This window comes from Variovorax raffinosi (assembly GCF_051216615.1).
In the GTDB taxonomy this organism is placed as follows: Bacteria; Pseudomonadota; Gammaproteobacteria; order Burkholderiales; family Burkholderiaceae_C; genus Variovorax.
Window position 1 is genome coordinate 219,956 of record NZ_JBPJZR010000008.1, and the last position, 18,154, is coordinate 238,109.

Genomic DNA, 18,154 nt, shown 5'->3' on the forward strand with positions numbered 1-18,154 from the left:
CATCCCATGCACGCCGGGCCGAGGCCGGGGACTCTAGGTTGCGACACCCGCCGTGTATGTCCGCACGAATGAGGACATGGGAACTCCGCCAGCGCGCGCCATGGCATTATTTCGCCGGAGCGCTCGCGGCCATGACACCGACAAGACAAGCGCCGGAGACAACCACCACACATGACCAACGAATTGACGCTGCCCGTGCAGGACGCATGGCTGGGAGACGCCGTCCAGCACCTGGGCAGCTCCAGCTTTCACTCGCGCCTGCTCGAAGGCCTGAACACCGCGCTGGGCGCGGACCACGTCAGCTACCTCTGCTACGACGGACACGGCCGCGTGCAGGCCGCGTCGGCGGCCAGCGTGCTCGACCAGAACCTGATCGAGTCGACCACCGAGATCTTCGTCAAGCGCTTCTACGAGCGCGACCCCAACTACCCGCTGATGCGCAGCGACGCACACGATGGCGCCACCGATGGAAGGCCCGAACTCCAGCTGCTCTGGATGTCGCCCGCCAGCATCGGCGATCCGGAATACCGCCGGCTCCTGTTCGACCGGCCCGGCTTCTCCAGCAAGGTGTCATTGCTGCGCCGGTGGCGCGACCAGACCTGCTACCTCAACCTGTACTTCTCGCGCACGAAGGTGCAGCGCGACCGCACGGCGCGGCTGATGCGCTCGCATGCCTCGACGCTCATGGCGCTCGCGCATCGCCACGATGAACTGGTGTCGCTGCACCGGCAGCCCGAAGCCAGCCTGTGGCCAGAGCTGTCGCAGCGCGAACGCGAAACCGCACGGCTGCTGGTCGAAGGCTGCACCGCGAAGGAAATCGCGCGGCAGTTGTCGCTGTCCCCGGCCACCGTCATCACCTACAAGGAACGTGTCTACGCAAAGCTGGGCGTGCAGAACCTGCGCGAGTTCCTGACGCTAGCCAGGCATTGACCTCGCCGCTTTCTTTTCAATAACTACACGAAGACATCCATGAACCCACCTCTTCTGAAACTGCTCGGCGCCTTGCCCATGGCCGCCGCGCTCGTGCTCGGACAAGCGCAGGCCGAGCCCACCGTCGTGGCGCCCGTCAAGGGCTACACCTTCGAGGGAGACAAGCTCGTCAGCTTCTCCGCCCTCGCCTTCGACAAGGGCCGCGTGCTGGGCGTGGGCGATGCCGCATCGATCGCCAAGCAGTACCCCGACGCACGCAAGCTCGACGGCCAGGGCCGCACGATGCTGCCGGGCCTGATCGACGCGCACGGCCACGTCTTTCGCATCGGCTTTCGCCAGAGCGAAGTGGTGGTGACGGAAACGCGCACGCTGGCCGAGGCCATCGCCAAGATCAAGGCCTACGGACAGGCCAACCCCGCGCGGCAATGGATCATGGGCTCGGGCTGGAACCAGGTGATCTGGAAGCTCGACCGCTTTCCCACCGCGGCCGAACTCGACGCCGCCATCTCCGACCGCCCCGTGACCCTGCGCCGCGTCGACGCCCATGCCATCTGGGCCAACACCAAGGCGCTGCAGATGGCCGGCATCACGCGCGACACACCCGACCCGGTGGGCGGGCGCATCGAGCGCGACGCCAAGGGCGAGCCCACCGGCATCCTCGTCGACAAGGCGCAACTGCTGCTGACCAAGGTGATGCCGCCCTACACCGACGCCGAGCGCCGCATCGCGCTGGACTCGGCCATGCGCCACTTCGCCTCGCTCGGCCTCACCGGCGTGGGCGATGCGGGCACCAATGCGGACGAAGCACGCATCTACCGCGAGTTTGCGGACGCGGGCAAGCTCACCTCGCGCGTGTACGCCATGATCAACGACGTCGGCGACGACTACAAACAGCTCGCGCCCAAGGGCCCGGTCAAGGGCTATGCCGACGACCGCTTCAACCTGAGCGCCGTCAAGCTCTTTGCCGACGGCGCCCTCGGCAGCCGCGGCGCCGCCCTGCTGGAGCCCTACAGCGACGACCACAACAACAAGGGCCTGCTCTTCATGGACGACGCCGTGCTGCGCGGCAAGGTGCGCACCGCGCTCAAGGCCGGCTACCAGGTCAACGTGCACGCCATCGGCGACGCGGCCAACCGGCAGATCCTCGATGCCTTCGAGGCGGCCTACAAGGAAGACGCGAGCGGCATGGCCAGGCGCAACCGCATCGAGCATGCGCAAGTGGTGTCGCTGCAGGACATTCCCCGCTTCAAGACCCTGGGCCTGATCGCGTCGATGCAACCGACCCACGCCACCAGCGACATGAACATGGCGGAAGACCGCGTGGGCAAGGAACGCATCAAGGGCGCCTATGCGTGGCAGACCTTCCTGAAACAAGGCACGGTGATCGCGGGCGGCTCCGACTTCCCGGTGGAATCGGCCAACCCGTTCTATGGCCTGCACGCGGCCGTGACCCGCACCGACCACCAGGGCAAGCCCATCGCCGGCTGGCATCCGGAAGAAGCGATGACACTGCCGCAGGCGTTCCGCGCCTTCACGCTCGATGCGGCCTACGCCGAGCACCAGGAGAAATCCATCGGATCGCTGGAGGCGGGCAAGTGGGCCGACTTCATCGTTGTGGACCAGGACCCGTTCACGGTCGCGCCGGGCGAGATCTGGAAGACGCAGGTGCTGGAGACGTGGGTGGCGGGCGAACAGATCTACCAGCAGAAGGCGGCGCGCTGAACGCCTGAGCCTCTCTCAGGGCCGGCGTGCCTTGGCGCAGGCGCGCGCCTCGACTTCGGCGGCGCCGGCAGCACGACCGGGCTCCGCCACAGCCCGCGCCGGAATCGGCACCGACATCACGATCGAGGTGCGCGTCTCGCCCAGGTGGTTGATGCTGCCCACGAAAGCCTCCAGATGCTCGATGTCGCGCGCGATCACCTTGAGCACGTACGAATCCTGCCCCGTCACGTGGAAGCATTCGAGCACTTCGCTCTTGCCCTTGAGCAGCTTGATCAGCCGCGCCTTTTCCGGCTGCAGGGTGTGGATGCCGATCAACGCGGTGATCGTGTAGCCCGCCTTGCGCGGCGGCACCACCGCGCGGTAGCCCTCGATCACGCCCGCCTCTTCCAACCGTTTCACCCGCTCCGAAGTCGAAGGCACCGACAGGCCGACCTGCCGCGACAGCGAGGTCAATGAGGTGCGTGCGTCTTCCTGAAGCACGTCGAGGATCTGCCAGTTCTTGGGATCGATTTCCATGGATTTAAGGCACGGGTTGGGTATTGGCTTTCGATCTCAGGCAAACAGCGCGATCTGCCTGAGCTTCGTCATTCTCTTCAACGAAGCGGCTCGGGACAATTCGATTCTGACTTGCCAACCCCGCGTGCACACATGGACTCCGCCCTCTTCTTCAAGGCCCTCGTCATCGGGCTGTCGATTGCCGCGCCCGTCGGTCCCATCGGCCTTCTCTGCATCCAGCGCACGCTGGCGCATGGCCGCACCATCGGCTTTCTGAGCGGCCTGGGCGCGGCGCTGGCCGATGCGTGCTACGGCGCCATCGGCGCGCTGGGCGTGTCGGCCGTCATCGCGTCGATGGTGGCGGCGCGCGTGCCGCTCGCGCTGGGCGGTGCGGCCTTCCTCGCGTGGATGGGCATTCAGCTTCTTCGCGCACCGGTCGCCACGCAGGCGCGGTCGGCGCAAGACGCCACCACGCCGCTGAAGGCGATGCTGTCGGTGTTCCTGCTCACGCTGGCGAACCCTATGACGATCCTGTCCTTCATCGCCGTGTTCGCGACCGTTGCGACAGGCCATGTGGGCGGCGCCGGTGCCGCGACGTCGATGGTGCTCGGCGTCTTCCTCGGCTCGGCGCTGTGGTGGCTCGGGCTGTCGACCATGGTGTCGATGGTCCGGCACAAGCTCAGTGCCCGGTCGATGCAGTACATCAACCGGCTGTCGGGTGTGATCCTGGTGGGCTTTGCGGTCTATCAGCTCTCGACGTTGCTGGTGCCATGAGCACGAGACCCCGACGTGTCTGAGGCAGACAAGTGCTTGCACAGGTGATCGACGAAAACACGCACCTTGGGCGACAGATGCCGGCTTGACGGCCAGAGCGCCCTGAACTGGCCACCCGCGCTGAGCTGCTTTTCAAGCACCGTCACAAGCCGCCCATCAGCGAGCATCTCGCGCGCCAGGAAGTCGGGCATGCAGGCGATCCCGAGCCCGCGCAATGTGGCGCCAAGCACCGCTTCCATGTTGTTGCATGCGAGCACCGTGCGAAGCCGGGTCTCGGCATCGGCGGTGGACTGCAGCATCGGCCACTCCAGCAACTTGCCGGAGTTCGGATGGCGAAAGCGGACCGTGGCGTGCCGCTCCAGATCGCTCACAACGCGCGGTGTGCCGTGCTGCCTGAGGTAATCCGGCGATGCGCAAAGCAGCAGTCGAAAGGGGTTCAGCGGCCGCGAGACCAACCGGGAATCGGGCAGATCGCCACTGCGGATGGCGACGTCGACGCTCTCGTCGATCAGGTCCACCGTGCGGTCGGTGAAATTGATGTCGAGTTCAACCTCGGGATAGAGCGCGACGAAGTCCGGGATCACAGGCAGGAGGAAGTGATAGCCGACGATCGGTGCGCTCACGCGCAGTCTCCCGCGTGGCGCCTCTTGTACGTGCGACAGCATGGCCTGCGCGTCATCGAGGTCGTCCAGGATGCGGCGGCAGCGCTCATGAAAAAGCCGGCCCTCCTCGGTCAACTGGATGCGTCGGGTGCTGCGCTGCAGGAGACGCACGCCCATCTGCTGTTCGAGACGGGCGACGCCCTTGCCGATGGCCGAGGCCGACAGCTCCAGCGCGCGGCCTGCCGCGACAAAGCTGCCAAGTTCGGCGGCCTTCACGAAGGCCAGAAGGCCGCTGAGTTTGTCCATCCGGGTATACCTGCGCTATTGCGGCGTTCCATTCCGTTTCAAACGGACATGGCACCTCTTTCCTGCCGATTCGCGCGAGTCTAACGTTGACCTGTACAGGCCACGCCCGAAAGCAATCACGCGCACAGATGAACAACCCAGCTCGAATCACCCGCCATGGCAAGGCCCTGAAATATGCATCGCTCGTTGCGCTCCTTGTGCTTCCTCTGCTGCTGCAGGCCATAGGCACGCATTGGGTACGGATTGCCGACACCTGCCTCCTGTACGTGATGCTGGCCTTGGGAGCGAATGTCGTGGTGGGTTATGCCGGCCTGCTGGACCTGGGCTACGTGGCCTTCTATGCCATCGGCGCCTACATGTTCGCGCTGCTGACCTCGCCCCATCTGGCCGAGAGCTTTGCCTGGATCGCGGCGATGTTTCCGCTGGGCCTGCATACGCCTTGGTGGATCACCATTCCGCTCGGCGCCGTGCTTGCCGCGTTGCTGGGGACGCTTTTCGGCGCACCCACGCTGAAGCTGCGCGGCGACTACCTGGCCATCGTGACGCTGGGTTTCGGCGAGATCGTGCGGCTGCTGATCGCGAACCTCAGCCATCCGGTCAACATCACCAACGGCGCCAAGGGCGTGGGCCCGAATGATTCGATCAGCTTCTTCGGACTGGACCTGGGCAAGCCCCTGTCCCTCGGCGGCCATCAGATTGCATCGGTCACGCTGTACTACTACCTGTTCCTGGCGCTGGTGCTGCTCACCGTGACGATCTGCCATCGCCTGCAACACTCGCGAATCGGCCGTGCCTGGATGGCGATTCGCGACGATGAAGTTGTCGCCCAGGCCATGGGCATCAACTCTCGAAACATGAAGCTCCTGGCCTTCGGAATCGGCGCGAGCTTCGGCGGCGTTTCCGGCGCGATGTTCGGCGCCTTTCAGGGCTTCATTTCGCCTGAAGCATTCGGCCTGCAGGAGTCGGTGATCATCGTGGCGATGGTGGTCTTCGGCGGCATCGGGCACATCCCGGGCGTGATTCTCGGAGCGCTGCTGCTCACCGCCTTGCCGGAAGCCCTTCGCTACGTGGCCGGTCCATTGCAAGCCATGACCGATGGCCGACTCGACGCGGGCATCCTGCGTCCGCTGCTGATCTCGCTGGCGATGATCGTCACCATGTTGATGCGGCCGCACGGGTTGTGGCCCGCGCCGGACCGTGGCAGGTCGCTTCGTGGAGGGTGACGGGGTGTCGTTCGGCTGCGGAGCAATCCGCTTGATACACCATTCACGCTGATGAAGCAGCGGCATGCTCATCTCGCTTCGGCTCATCTCCGGCGTCTGGTCGACGATGCGCTTCAGAGTTGAATGCGCATGCGCTCTTGCGCCGCCGCGAAACGCGCGATCTCCAACGCCGTCCGGGCCGGTGCGCCATCGCTGAGGAAGCGGGCGCACTGCAGCGCCATGAAACGCGGGAATCGCTCGCGTATCCGTCGCTCTTCCTTCACCCTGTCACCCGCCAGGTACGGCCGCGCAAGTTGTCGCCTCACGATGGTGTCCACGCACGGCTCCAGCTCGAACGAAGGCATCAGCAATGCCGTCAATGGATCGTGTTCGATAGCGGCACGAAGTGCCGGGTCCCGCGCATCGACGTCTGCCGGATAGATCAGGAAGCCGGACGAGAGCGCCAACACGGCTGGTGTTTTCAGCGTGTGGCAGATTTCCGAGTACACCGCGACATTGCGCTTCGCGTAGCCCGCGTAGCCGTGGGCCTCGATGCAGCTTGCAATGTCTCCTTCTTGGCGCATGAACTGCGCATCGAGGTCGAGGAACTGCCAGCCAAGCTGCTGCCCCAGCAGCGGACCGACCGAAGTCTTGCCGGCACCACCCGGCCCAACGAGATGAAGGATCGAAGTCATCGCGCGCCGTGCCTCGGCCCGCGCCGCATCGCGGGTAGCTCCAGATTCGTGATGGCGCGCAGCAACCATTCCACCGGCCCGTAGGCAAAGCGGCGCAACCACCAGCGGCTCAGCACCAACTGCACCGTGAAGATCGCGAAGGCGAACGCGAAGGTCGCCAGCGGCCCGACCGTGCCCATCAACCGCAGGCCGTATGCCAGAAAGATCCAGGCGCAAACCAGCGACTGCATCAGGTAGTTGGAAAGCGCCATGCGCCCCGCTGGCGCCAGCAGCTCCACCAGCACCTTGCCCCGCCGGGTCTGGAAAAAAAGCATCAGGCCGCCCACGTAGGCCGCCGTCATGAACGGCGCCGTCAGCAGGCCGAGCGACAGGGCGTAGATCTCGCGCACCGAATCGTTCAGGCGCACCGAAGGCAAGGCATAGAACACGGCGCCCGGCACGCCCACGACCAGACCCCAGATCAACAAGCGCCTGAACAGCGCGCGATGGGCTGCCGCGTTCGCGAAGAGCCGTCGCCTGCCGGCGATGAAGCCCATGAAGAACATCGCCAGTGCATTCGGGGCCTGCGCGAACGCGATCACCACGAACACCTGCGGCAGTTCGCGCAGATGCTGTGCGATCACCGTGGCCGGCGTTCCACGGTATGCAGCCATGGCCGATGCGGCCTCCGCGAATGCACCCCGGGTGTCGGCCGGAACATTGGCAAACGCCAGCAGGTAGCCAAGGGTCGCCCACAGCAACGATGCCATGAGCACGAGGCCAATGGCGCAGCGCGTGAGGAACACATCGCCCCTGCGCCGAAGCACCAGCAGCACGCCGCCCAGCACCGCATAGGTGGTGAGGATGTCGCCGTGGTACAGCAACACGGCATGCAGCAAGCCGAGCATCCACAGCCCCAGCAGCCGCCGCAGCAGGCGCGGCACGAAGGGCTTGCCGTCGCGCTCGGCCGACTGCATCTGCAAGGTGAAGCTGTAGCCGAACAAAAAGGAAAACAGCAGGTAGAACTTGGTCTCGAACAGGAGGGTGCGAACGAACAGCGCGGCGCGCTGGGCCACGGACTGCGCCATGGGGTCGGGCACGCCCACGCCGTAGTAGGCCGAGGCAAAGCTCGCGATGTTGACGACGAGGATGCCCATCAGCGCAAAGCCGCGCAGTGCATCGACCAGCGTCTGGCGTTCGTTCGCGGGTGCGCCTGCGGGTTGCGCGGGGAGGTTGTGAGGCGACATGGTTTCCGGGCTCATGCGTCAGGCCGCCGTCAAGCCGCCATCGATGACAAGCTCGCTGCCCGTCACGTAGCGCGACTCGTCGCTGGCGAGATAAAGAATGCCGTTGGCCACGTCGGCGGCCGTGCCCGCATGGCCGAGCGGCACACCCGCCCGCCCCGCCACGCGAAGGACTGCACGGCGCCAGAGCCGCTTCAGACCGGTCATCGCAACGCCGCCGCGCGACTGCGAACGCGCATTCGTGGTCCAGATCGGTGTGTCGATGACGCCCGGATGCAGCGAGTTGACCCGCACGCCGTTGCGCGCGCGGGCGCACTCCAGCGCCACCGACTTGGAGAACAGGCGCACGCCGCCCTTGCTCGCCGAATAGCCCGCAAGGCCCGGATCGCCGACGAGCCCGGCAACGGACGACACGTTCACGACCGAACCGCCACCCGAGCGCGACATCAACGGCACGCCATGCTTCACGCCCAGAAAGACGCCGTCGAGATTGACCGCGAGCTGGCGGCGCCAGTCCTCGTGGCTCATCGCGAAGGTGTCGCCGGCCAGCGCAATGCCGGCGTTGTTGACCAGCACATGCAGCGCGCCATGCGCGGCCACGACGGTATCGATCACGTCGCGCCAGTCGGCCTCGCTCGCCACGTCGTGCGCAATGAACATGGCGCGACCGCCTGTGGCACGCGCAAGGCAGGCTGTTTCTTCGCCGCCCCGCGTGTCGATGTCGGTGGCAACCACGCTCGCGCCTTCGGCGGCCAGCCGCAGCACGGTCGCGCGGCCGATGCCCGAAGCCGCGCCCGTCACCAGCGCCACCTTGCCGAACACGCGGCCACCGGCGCGGTCCCAGACCGGCCGCTCGGACACGGTGCAAGCCACGGCGGTCATGTGGCGCTCCCGGGTTTCAGGAACCGGCGCACGACAAGGCGCAGCATCGGCGCTTCGCGTTGCGGATCGAAGCCGGCGTCCATGGCCAGGCGCGAGAAGACACCGTCGATGAGCGCGGCGACCCAGGAGGCGGCCTGCTCGGGGTCGAGCCCCGCATCGACCTGCCCGCGTGCCATTGCGCCGCGCAGCAGCCTGGCGATGGCGGCGCGTGTCTCGGCATCGCCGGCCGCCGTGCGCGCGCCGATGGCCGGGTTGCGCATGGCCTCGGCGGCGATCTCCAGCGCCAGGCGTGCATAGGCCTTGTCGGCGGCGAAGGCCATGACCACATCGAGAAAATCGAGCAAGGCCTCGAAATGATCGGGCGCATCTTCGAGCGCGGCAAAGTACGCTGCGGTGTCGCTGCGCTCCTCGTCGACGATGGCCTCGACGATCGCGCTCTTGCTGTCGAAGTAGTGAAAGAGGTTGCCGGGGCTCATGCCGGCCGCGGCGCAGATCTCGGCGGTGGTCGTGGCATGAAAGCCGCGGCGGGAGAAGCATTCGCCAGCGGCTTCCATGATCTGGCGGCGCTTGGCCTGCTGGCGCTCGGGGTCAACTTTTCGCACGGGGTTGTTCGGGCTTGTGGGTCATGGGCTTAATTATTAGACCAAGCGCTCGATCTATTTTAAGAATCCATTCAGGCAGGGCGAAGAGCAGAACGAACCACAGGCGTATGAGCGCGAGGCCTGTGGCATCCTCACACTGAAATCTTGGCACCCAACTCCACATGCGTCGAGACAACACACATGAGCGGCCAACCAGCCGCGCCTTAACACTTGCTGCAGCAAGAGAAATGAAAAACCTGCGATGAGACCCGTCCTGGATACCAACTGGAGACCGCGAGGCGGTGATGCCTATACGTGGTTCGCCATGGACAGGAATGCAAGGATCGCAATGCTGCTGAACAACGGTTTCGGTGAATTGCCCCAGTGCTTGCTTTGCACCGACGGCGCTGAGCATGCCCTCGATGCGATTTCAGATTTCATGGACGAAGAGTCTTCAGTGCATGACAGTTCAAAGCTGCGAAAGGGCGGTGAATTCTCCGTGGACTACTACTCTTCCTGGATCTACCGGGGGTATGCAACGAAGGCTGAAGTCAAAGCGCAGCTCATAGAGAATCAAAAAAAGGCCACGCGTCTTTGTGATGCCAACTTGGCAATCAACAAGGGAATCTACCTGTACCAAGCACTCGACCACGGGAATATGCCCAGCGAGCGTCCTGCGGGCTACATCGGGGAGGTGTCAAATGGCGACTACTTTCGATTTCTCTCCCCCACAGAATTCTGCTCAATCTCCGAGATTCCACATGAGCTTCAACGCTTCGTTGCTCAATCTCGAACTCTGGATTTTTCCGAGACAGCAGTCCTGCGAGGACTCAACGTCGAAGAGCATTTCCAACAACTCTATGCAGGCCCGCGCTAACGGGATTCTTGATGTCAGAACTAGTGTGGGAGCCGGTAGATTTTCTCGAACTTCTAGGTGTAGCTCCAACTGAAGAGGAGTACGGTGCCTCGTTTCACTATGTCGTTCATCGCCAAGACGTGCGCCTTGAGTTGACGGTGTGGCCGATGAGCGGCGATGTGGCCGTCGGTGTCTATTGTTCGACGCAGCTCCAACCGGTCATGAATCTCAGTCTGTTGGACTGTCCAGGCGCCAGAGTTGTCGATGACAAACGCGGAAGGTTCATTGAGTTCGCAGCCGCAAATCCGTTTACTGGCCGCTTCGACAACACCATTCCCGCACCTTATGGCTTCAGGGTGCAGGTCGACCCGTTCGTTCAGGTCTCTCCGTACGCGTACTGACGGAGATCAGCGGCTCCAGCTCAGCCCGCAGCCGCCTCAGCGCCACTTCATGGGGCAGCGTCTGCGCCCCGCGTCCGTATGTCATCGCCTTGCGGATCAGCCGCAACTGCTCGCGCTGCATCTGCGCCTTCAACCGCCGCGCCCGCAGCCCGAAGGTCCAGCCCGTCTCCCTGCGAACCTTGTAGCGCTGCAGCGGCGCGCCCAGGCGCACCCATTCGTCATCGCGGATCAGCTCGCGCTCGGGCACGAAGTAGGCTGCCAGCGCATGCAGGTACGCGCCGTTCTCAAGGGCGGCAACCCGCCAGAAGAGCCCGGCCGCGATCACCACGGGAATGCCTTTGACAAGAATGAACAGCGCCATGCCCACGGGCCCGTCGTCGAACCGGTCGTCCATCAGCGGCGAGTTCCAGACGAAATGCATGGCCCACGCCAGCGCGAAGCAGACGAAGGCGCAAGCCACCCGCGTCGCCATCCGCCGCTCCGGGTGCAGCAGGAACCAGGCAACGCCGAAAGACGCGATCGTCGTGTAGGCCGCGTGGCTCCACAGTCCGCTCAGGACCCCGCGCGTCAGCAGGTTGAGAAGCACCGGGTACACCTGGTTTTCCAGCGGAAAGTGCATGGAGGCGTTGACGGTGTAGCTCAGGTTCTCGACCACCTGGAAACCCAGCCCCGTCATGGCGCCGACGATCAGCACCGACAGGTAGGTCTGGAACTGGTTGCGCGCCACCAGCACCAGCAGGATGACGCCGGCGAGCTTCAGAAACTCCTCGGTGATCGGCCCCGCCACGGCCGGCCCCCAGACGGCCACGAACTCCGGCGACACCAGCTTGGCGCACAGGCTCTGAATGGCGATGTTGGCCGGTGCCGCCAGATAGACCGCCCCCAGGCCGCCCCATGCAAAGGCCAGCACAAAGCCCTCCGGCGAATGCTGCTCGAGCAGATCCAGTGTCCGGAAAACGAGGATGAAAACCAGGGTGTAGACGCCCCACACCAGCAGCCCCAGCAGCACCGTGACAGGGACCACGCGGAACCCCATGGAGAACATGTTGACCGTATAGAACAGGCCGTTGACGATCAACGCCGCCAGCAGCCAGAAGGCGGCGCGATGCGGCTGAAAGAACGAATCGGTGCCGACCGGCCAGGCGGTGCGGTCTTGCTCGAAGTTGCTCAGGTTCACTGCGGCGCCTCCAGGTCCATGGAATCGAGCATGCCCCGGGCGTCGTCCATCGCTTCGCTCAGGCCGTCGTTGGCGCCGTAGAAATCGATCTGCACGAGCGACTTGCGCCGCTGGTCGACCACCTGCCAGAACCGGCCGGCCAGCTTCGCGCCGTAGTAGGCGAAGGTCTTGCCCTGCAATCCCCATGACGTGACGAAGTCGGACACGTCGCCGTCGATCTGCAGGCCCTGCCCCCGCTCCATGAGCCTTTGCTGCCGCACCAGCGGCCCGTCGGGCCCGCCCATCCATGGGCTCGTCGTCACCAGGAACTTGTGAGCGCCCTTGAACAGCATCAAGGACGTGCCGGCTTTCGAGCGCGACACGTCCATCTCCCATCCCTCGGCGGGAACGAACCGCGCCTGCCCCACGGACACCGTCTGCCCCGCAGCCAGCGAACGGCTGCCGGGCGTGTGGCGGTCCCAGAATGTCAGGCCGCCCACATAGGCGGCAATGGCAAGGAGAACCGCGAGCGCGCCGGGCCAGGTGCGATACGGTATTCGGCGTGACGGCTCAAGCATCCTTTCATCGTGCCACACGATCACGCGCGCCTTGCCGGGGCCGGGGCTGTGTCTGGGAGCGTCGCCCACGGTCGGCCTTGGGCAGCACGGCTTCTTCGAGCATGCGCTCGGCGCGCGCCTGCAGGCGGTGCAGCGAATCGTCGAAGCGTTCTGCGTCGGCAGCGTCCAGCGCCCCCAGCAGCTCGGCATTGATCTTCGTGACCAGCGGAAAGAGTTCGTCGTACAGCGCCCTGCCCGCATCGGTCAGGCCCAGCTGCACCTGCCGGCGATCGCCTGCGCGGGCCACGCGGGTGACCAGTTGCTTGGCGACCATCGAGCCCACTGCCTTCGAGGTGCGCGCCCGGTCGAGCTGGGCATGCTCGGCGAGCTGCGACGAGCCGAGTTCGCCACGGCTGGCCAGCGTGGCAATCAGCCGCCATTCGCGCCGCGTGATGCCGAAGCGCCCTTCGCACAGCCGGATCACCATGCTGCCCGCGACCGCCAGCAGGCGCGACAGCCGGTAGAGCAACAGGTCGTCCAGCGGTGGGCGTGGCGCGGCGGTCATTTCGGGCGAGGCCGGGTTAATCCGGGCAATGGTTGATTTGATCAATCGACTGTAGCGTCTACAGAATCGTCCGCAGTCGCGGCCCCAGCGCCCGGCCTTGCCGCACGATTGAAACTGAGCCCCGGAGACATCGCCCATGCCCCTGATTCCCGACCTGAACCGCCGCCACGCCCTTGCCGCGCTGGGCGGCCTCGCGCTCGCTCCCGTCGCATCGCTCGCGCGGGCCGAACAGGGCTTTGCATCCGGCCAGCCGATCAAGGTGCTGATCGGCGTGCCCGCGGGCGGCACGCAGGACGTGCTGACGCGCGCCATCGCGCAGCAGGTGCGCGAGTCGCTGGGCCCACTGATCATCGACAACCGCTCGGGCGCGGCGGGCCGCATCGCGGTCGAGGCCGTCAAGATGGCGCCGCCCGACGGCCACACGCTGCTGCTGGGCACGGCCGGCATGATGACCATGTTTCCGAGCGCCTACCGCAATCTCTCGTACGACCCGATCAAGGACTTCGTGCCGATCCTCAACGCGGCCCGCTTCGAGCTGGCGCTGGTCGTCAACAAGGACGTGCCGGCCAACACGCTGGCCGAGTTCGTCGCCTGGGCCAAGACGCAAGGCGACAAGCTGAGCTTTGCGTCGTACGGCGCGGGCACGCCTTCGCACTTTCTGGGCGAGATGCTCAACCGCGCGGCCGGCCTGAAGATGGTGCACGTGCCCTATCGCGGCTCCACGCCCGCGCGGCAGGACGTGATGGGCGGCAGCGTGCCCCTGTACTTCGACACCATCGGCGGCGCGCAGCAGATGCTGCCTTCGGGCCGCGTGAAGGTGCTGGCCACCAGCGGCGAGAAGCGCTCGCCGCTCATGCCCAACCTGCCGACTTTCGTCGAAGGTGGCTACAAGGATGTGGTCGCGACCGCGTGGTTCGCGTACTACGCGCCGCTGAAGACACCGCCCGCCACCATCGACAAACTGCGCGCCGAATTCACCCGCGCCGTCAATGCACGCGAGGTGCGCCAGCAGTTGCTGCAGAACGGCATGTACCCCGTGGGCGACGGCAGCGAAGCACTGCTCAAGACCATGCGCGAGGACACCGCGCGCTGGGCCGGCATCATGAAAGCCGTGAATTTTCAAGCCAACGACTGAACGAGGAGGAACCCCCACATGACCTGCAAACCCATCACCCGCCGACTTGCCACGCTGCTCGCCGCCGCCGGCCTCATGGCTTCCATCGCCATTCCCGCCCAGGCCCAGGCCTTCGACAGCCCGCTGCACATCGTCGTCGGCTACGCGCCCGGTGGCGCCACCGACCGCGTGGCACGCGTCGTGGCCGACAAGCTCGGCACCAAGCTGGGCGTGGCGGTCATCGTCGACAACAAGCCCGGCGCGGGCGGCCGCCTGGCGGCGCAACAGGTGAAGATCACGCCCGCCAACCAGAACGTGCTGATGCTCGCCAACCCGGCCGTGATGGTCGTGGCGCCGCTGGTCTTCAAGGACAACAACTACGACGCCGAGCGCGACTTCGTGCCCGTGTCCCACGTCAATGACTATGACTTCGCGCTGGCCGTGTCGCCCACCCTGCCCGTGCGCGAACTAAGCCACCTGCTCGCATGGATGCGCGCCAACCCCACACAGGCCAACGTGGGCGTGCCGGCCACCGGCAGCCTGCCGCACTTCTTCGGCCTGATGGTGGGCGAGAAGGCCAAGGTGCAGACGCAGGTGATCGGCTATCGCGGCTCCGCGCCGCTGCTGAACGACCTGATCGGCGGACAGGTGCCGATTGCCGTCGACACCGAAGACGTGGTGCTGCCGCAGCACAACGCGGGCAAGCTGCGCATCCTGGCGCTGTCGGGCGCCAAGCGCTCGCCATTCGCGCCCAACATTCCAACCTTCAAGGAAGCCGGCCTCGACCTCGCCGCCACCGGCTGGAACACCTTCTTTGCACCGACCACCATGCCCAAGGACAAGGTCGAGCGGCTGTCCACCGCCATCCGCGAAGTCATGCAGGACCCGGACACCCAACGCAAGTTCAAGGACTCGGGCATGACGCCCGTGGTCAGCACGCAGGCGCAGACTGTCGCCATGCTCAAGGCCTACCGCACGCAGTGGGCTCCCGTCGTGCAGAAGTCCGGCTACCAACCTTGAGCACACCCCCAGTCTTCGCGCACTTCGTGTCGCTTCGCCAACCCCCTTGCAGGGGGCAACACCCACGGCCCGGCAAAGCCGGTTCCGTGGTGTTCCACGAAAAGACTTCCTGATCTCTCAAAAGGAGCGAACTGTTCATGACCAGACCCAACATCATCTTCATCGTGGCCGACGACCTCGGCTATGCAGACCTTGGTTGCTACGGCGGCCGCGATGCCGTGTTCGGCCCCGTGTCGCCCGTGCTCGACGGGCTGGCCGCCAACGGACTGAAGCTCACGCAGGGCTACGCGAATTCGCCCGTGTGCTCGCCCACGCGCTTCGCGATGATCACCGCGCGCTACCAGTACCGCCTGCGCGGCGCGGCCGAAGAGCCCATCCGCAGCAGCAGCCGTGGCAGCACCACGCTGGGCCTGCCGACCGACCACCCTACGCTGCCGTCGCTGCTCAAGGCCAGCGGCTACCAGACCGCGCTCATCGGCAAGTGGCACCTGGGCTACCCGCCCAGCTTCGGGCCCCTGCGCTCGGGGTACGACGAGTTCTTCGGACCCATGTCGGGCGGCGTCGACTACTTCACCCACTGCGACTCCACCGGCCAGCACGACCTGTGGTTCGGCGAAGAAGACAAGAAGGAAGACGGCTACCTCACCGATGTCCTCTCCAGGCGCGCCGTCGACTACGTGGAGCGCATGGCCAAGCAAGAAGCGCCCTTCTTCCTGAGCCTGCACTACACCGCGCCGCACTGGCCCTGGGAAACGCGCGACGACGCAGAGAAGGCACCGGCCATCAAGGACAACCTGTTCGACCTGGCCGGCGGCAACATCCACGTGTACCGCCGCATGATCCATCACATGGACGAAGGCATCGGCTGGATCATGGCCGCGCTCGACAAGCACGGCATGGCCGACAACACGCTCGTGGTGTTCACCAGCGACAACGGCGGCGAACGCTTCTCGGACAACTGGCCGCTGGTCGGCGGCAAGATGGACCTGACCGAAGGGGGCATTCGCGTGCCATGGATCGCGCACTGGCCCGCGATGATCGCCAAGGGCGGCGAGAGCGCGCAACTGTGCATGACCATGGACTGGTCCGCCACCATGCTCGACGCGGCCGGTGTGCAGGCCGACGCGGCCTACCCGCTGGACGGCATCTCGCTGATGCCCGTGCTGAAGGACGCCACGCACAGCTTCCGCCGCCCGCTGCACTGGCGCATGAACCATCGCGGCCAGCAGGCGCTGCGCGACGGCGACTGGAAGTACCTGCAGGTCGACGGCAACGAGTACCTGTTCAACATTCCGGCGGACGAGCGCGAGCGCGCGAACCTCGGCAAGAAGGAGCCGCAGCGGCTGGCGGCGATGCGGGCCGATTGGCTGGCCTGGAATGCGACGATGCCTGCGATTCCGGAGGACGCGACCGTGAGCCTGGGTTACTCGGTCAAGGACATGCCGCAACGCTGAGGCTGGGCGGCGCACCACGCCGATTCGAGCGGCGGCGGTGCGCATGGCCGACAACGCAGGAATTTGGCAGAAAACGCCGCCTCGCGGCCATAGCAGCCAAACCGGCGCGGCGGAAACTTGCGCGCATGACCAATGCCGCCACGCAGCAGAACAACATGTTGTCTGCCACTTCCCCTGCCCTCGGCACGGCGAACACCCGCCCCGCCGGGGGCTCCGTCAAGAACCTTCCCGTCAACCTGTTCGCCGCCGTCATGGGCCTCTCGGGCCTGGCGATGGGCTGGCGTTTCGCGCACACCGCCTTCGGCGTCGACCGGGTGGTTGCGGATGTGATCGGCCTCTTTGCCACCTTCGTGTTCGTCGTGCTCGCCATCGGATATGGCGCCAAGCTGCTGCGGCACCCGGCGGCCGTGAAGGCGGAGTTTCATCACCCGATTGCCGGCAACTTCTTCGGCACCATCGCCATTGCCCTGCTGCTGCAATCGGCGGTGCTGGGCGTGTACGACAGCACGCTGGGCCATGTGCTCTGGATCATCGGCACCGTCGTCACGCTGCTGCTGGCCCTGCATGTCGCTTCGCGCCTGCTGAGTGGCAACGGCGACCCCAAGCACGCGGTGCCTGCGTGGATCATTCCGGGCGTCGCCGCGCTGGACATTCCCGTCACCGGCAGCCACATGCCCATGGCCTGGGCCGGCGAGGTGCTGCTGCTGTCGATTGCCGTGGGCTCGGTGCTCGCGCTGGTGATGTTCACGATGATCGTCACGCGCCTGATCCAGCATGAGCCGCTCGCGCCCGCGATGACGCCGTCATTGATGATCCTCATCGCGCCGTTCGAGGTCGGGTTCACTGCGTACACGAACCTCATCGGCGAGGTCGATCGGTTCGCCGCGCTGCTGTTCTATTTCGGGCTGTTTCTCTTTGTCGTGCTTGCGCCGAAAGTGTTTCGGCGAAGCGTGCCGTTCGGCGCGGGGTGGTGGGCCGTCAGCTTTCCGCTGGCGGCAATGGTCAATGCAGCGTTGAAGTACGCGTCCATGCATCCGACGCCGCCGTTGAAGCTGCTGGCCGGTGGGTTGCTGTTGGCTCTTACCGCGACCCTGTTCGTGCTGACCCTTCGCACGCTGCACATTCTGTTCAACGGGCGGCTGCTGGCGGGTTGACGGCGTCTCTCAACACGGTTTCTCCCGTGCGCGGGTTCGTCAGGGTGACGTTCTCGAGCGCCTTGATTCGCCACTCGCCGCCGGCCCGCGTCAGCACGGCAAGGATCAGCGTGTCGACCGCGTGCGGCCCCGCAGGATGAGCCGCCCCGGCCGTGAGCCGGCTCCAGAAGTGCACGATGGCCGTCGTCACCACGCTGATCAACTCGTTCTGGAGCGTGGAGTCGCTGTAGATGGTGGCGTGGATGGGCGCGTGCAGATCGACGATCTCCTGGGTGCCACGCACGTAGTGCCCGAACCGGTTCACGAAAGTCGCATCGTCGTGGAACAGTGTTCCCAGAGACGCCATGTCGTGGTTGTTCCAGGCAGTTTGAAACGCGAGGGGCGCATCTTCGGGTCGCTTCATCTGAGTCATGTGGGTTCCCATGAGCTGGAGCCTGAAGTCTAGACCCGACCCACGGCGAACCG

The 18,154-nt window shown here is 65.5% G+C and carries 19 protein-coding genes; 9 read left to right on the top strand and 10 right to left on the bottom strand.

Going from position 1 to position 18,154, the window contains the following annotated elements; all coding sequences use genetic code 11:
* The first annotated feature begins 171 nt into the window (after positions 1-171).
* Both ACSFB7_RS23520 and ACSFB7_RS23525 read left to right on the top strand, forming a co-directional pair.
* Positions 172-930, top strand: a complete 759-nt coding sequence (locus ACSFB7_RS23520; protein WP_435474466.1) for a helix-turn-helix transcriptional regulator — start codon at positions 172-174, stop codon at positions 928-930.
* Between the two features lie 39 nt (positions 931-969).
* The gene (locus ACSFB7_RS23525) at positions 970-2,652 is read left to right on the top strand and encodes an amidohydrolase (RefSeq protein WP_435474468.1); all 1,683 of its coding nucleotides are present in this window, start codon (positions 970-972) and stop codon (positions 2,650-2,652) included.
* Positions 2,653-2,667: 15 nt separating this feature from the next.
* Here ACSFB7_RS23525 and ACSFB7_RS23530 read toward each other — a convergent pair whose 3' ends face one another.
* On the bottom strand, positions 2,668-3,168 hold the full coding sequence (locus ACSFB7_RS23530; RefSeq protein ID WP_435474470.1) for an Lrp/AsnC family transcriptional regulator: 501 nt from the start codon (positions 3,166-3,168) through the stop codon (positions 2,668-2,670).
* A 132-nt stretch (positions 3,169-3,300) separates the two neighbouring features.
* Between ACSFB7_RS23530 and ACSFB7_RS23535 the strand changes: the two genes are divergently transcribed.
* Positions 3,301-3,921 carry a LysE/ArgO family amino acid transporter gene (locus ACSFB7_RS23535; protein ID WP_435474472.1) on the top strand — a complete coding sequence of 207 codons (621 nt, stop codon included), beginning with the start codon at positions 3,301-3,303 and terminating at the stop codon, positions 3,919-3,921.
* Here the strand turns inward: ACSFB7_RS23535 and ACSFB7_RS23540 are convergent.
* Positions 3,894-4,829 (bottom strand): LysR family transcriptional regulator, encoded by a 936-nt coding sequence (locus ACSFB7_RS23540; protein ID WP_435474474.1) that lies wholly within the window; start codon positions 4,827-4,829, stop codon positions 3,894-3,896. The two genes, ACSFB7_RS23535 and ACSFB7_RS23540, sit on opposite strands and share 28 nt — an antisense overlap.
* A 128-nt stretch (positions 4,830-4,957) precedes the next feature.
* On the opposite strand from ACSFB7_RS23540, the gene ACSFB7_RS23545 reads away from it, so the two are divergent.
* Entirely contained in the window at positions 4,958-6,052 is a 1,095-nt protein-coding gene (locus ACSFB7_RS23545; protein WP_435474476.1) for a branched-chain amino acid ABC transporter permease, read from the top strand.
* Between the two features lie 113 nt (positions 6,053-6,165).
* On the opposite strand, the gene ACSFB7_RS23550 is transcribed toward ACSFB7_RS23545, so the two are convergent.
* From ACSFB7_RS23550 to ACSFB7_RS23565, 4 genes are read right to left on the bottom strand one after another with little or no spacing between them, the layout of a single operon-like run.
* Positions 6,166-6,726: a shikimate kinase gene (locus ACSFB7_RS23550; protein WP_435474478.1), complete on the bottom strand. Its 561-nt coding sequence runs from the start codon at positions 6,724-6,726 to the stop codon at positions 6,166-6,168.
* Positions 6,723-7,952 carry a DUF418 domain-containing protein gene (locus ACSFB7_RS23555; protein WP_435474480.1) on the bottom strand — a complete coding sequence of 410 codons (1,230 nt, stop codon included), beginning with the start codon at positions 7,950-7,952 and terminating at the stop codon, positions 6,723-6,725. The genes ACSFB7_RS23550 and ACSFB7_RS23555 overlap by 4 nt, the downstream gene beginning before the upstream one ends.
* 18 nt (positions 7,953-7,970) lie before the next feature.
* A complete protein-coding gene (locus ACSFB7_RS23560; protein WP_435474482.1) occupies positions 7,971-8,831 on the bottom strand; it encodes an SDR family oxidoreductase in 861 nt (286 codons plus the stop codon).
* Positions 8,828-9,433 (bottom strand): TetR/AcrR family transcriptional regulator, encoded by a 606-nt coding sequence (locus ACSFB7_RS23565; protein ID WP_435474484.1) that lies wholly within the window; start codon positions 9,431-9,433, stop codon positions 8,828-8,830. The genes ACSFB7_RS23560 and ACSFB7_RS23565 overlap by 4 nt, the downstream gene beginning before the upstream one ends.
* 328 nt (positions 9,434-9,761) lie before the next feature.
* On the opposite strand from ACSFB7_RS23565, the gene ACSFB7_RS23570 reads away from it, so the two are divergent.
* Positions 9,762-10,289, top strand: coding sequence for a hypothetical protein (locus ACSFB7_RS23570; protein ID WP_435474486.1), 528 nt, complete (start codon positions 9,762-9,764; stop codon positions 10,287-10,289).
* A 330-nt stretch (positions 10,290-10,619) separates the two neighbouring features.
* Here the strand turns inward: ACSFB7_RS23570 and ACSFB7_RS23575 are convergent, their stop codons facing one another.
* Genes ACSFB7_RS23575 through ACSFB7_RS23585 form a run of 3 tightly spaced genes read right to left on the bottom strand, consistent with a single transcriptional unit; the run spans position 10,620 to position 12,947 of the window.
* Complete coding sequence (locus ACSFB7_RS23575; RefSeq protein ID WP_435474488.1) at positions 10,620-11,846, bottom strand: PrsW family intramembrane metalloprotease; 1,227 nt, start codon at positions 11,844-11,846, stop codon at positions 10,620-10,622.
* Positions 11,843-12,403 (bottom strand): hypothetical protein, encoded by a 561-nt coding sequence (locus tag ACSFB7_RS23580; RefSeq protein ID WP_435474490.1) that lies wholly within the window; start codon positions 12,401-12,403, stop codon positions 11,843-11,845. The genes ACSFB7_RS23575 and ACSFB7_RS23580 overlap by 4 nt, the downstream gene beginning before the upstream one ends.
* Positions 12,404-12,407: 4 nt before the next feature.
* On the bottom strand, positions 12,408-12,947 hold the full coding sequence (locus tag ACSFB7_RS23585) for a MarR family winged helix-turn-helix transcriptional regulator (protein WP_435474492.1): 540 nt from the start codon (positions 12,945-12,947) through the stop codon (positions 12,408-12,410).
* Positions 12,948-13,083: 136 nt separating this feature from the next.
* Here ACSFB7_RS23585 and ACSFB7_RS23590 point away from each other — a divergent pair, with 136 nt between their 5' ends.
* The 4 genes from ACSFB7_RS23590 to ACSFB7_RS23605 all read left to right on the top strand — a co-directional run bounded on the left by ACSFB7_RS23590 (position 13,084) and on the right by ACSFB7_RS23605 (position 17,689).
* Positions 13,084-14,082: a Bug family tripartite tricarboxylate transporter substrate binding protein gene (locus tag ACSFB7_RS23590; protein ID WP_435474494.1), complete on the top strand. Its 999-nt coding sequence runs from the start codon at positions 13,084-13,086 to the stop codon at positions 14,080-14,082.
* An 18-nt stretch (positions 14,083-14,100) separates the two neighbouring features.
* A complete protein-coding gene (locus tag ACSFB7_RS23595; RefSeq protein ID WP_435474496.1) occupies positions 14,101-15,081 on the top strand; it encodes a Bug family tripartite tricarboxylate transporter substrate binding protein in 981 nt (326 codons plus the stop codon).
* 137 nt (positions 15,082-15,218) lie between these two features.
* Positions 15,219-16,535: a sulfatase family protein gene (locus ACSFB7_RS23600; RefSeq protein ID WP_435474498.1), complete on the top strand. Its 1,317-nt coding sequence runs from the start codon at positions 15,219-15,221 to the stop codon at positions 16,533-16,535.
* Positions 16,536-16,660: 125 nt separating this feature from the next.
* A complete protein-coding gene (locus ACSFB7_RS23605) occupies positions 16,661-17,689 on the top strand; it encodes an SLAC1 anion channel family protein (RefSeq protein ID WP_435474500.1) in 1,029 nt (342 codons plus the stop codon).
* On the opposite strand, the gene ACSFB7_RS23610 is transcribed toward ACSFB7_RS23605, so the two are convergent.
* Entirely contained in the window at positions 17,664-18,113 is a 450-nt protein-coding gene (locus ACSFB7_RS23610) for a YybH family protein (protein ID WP_435474502.1), read from the bottom strand. The two genes, ACSFB7_RS23605 and ACSFB7_RS23610, sit on opposite strands and share 26 nt — an antisense overlap.
* Positions 18,114-18,154: the final 41 nt, after the last annotated feature.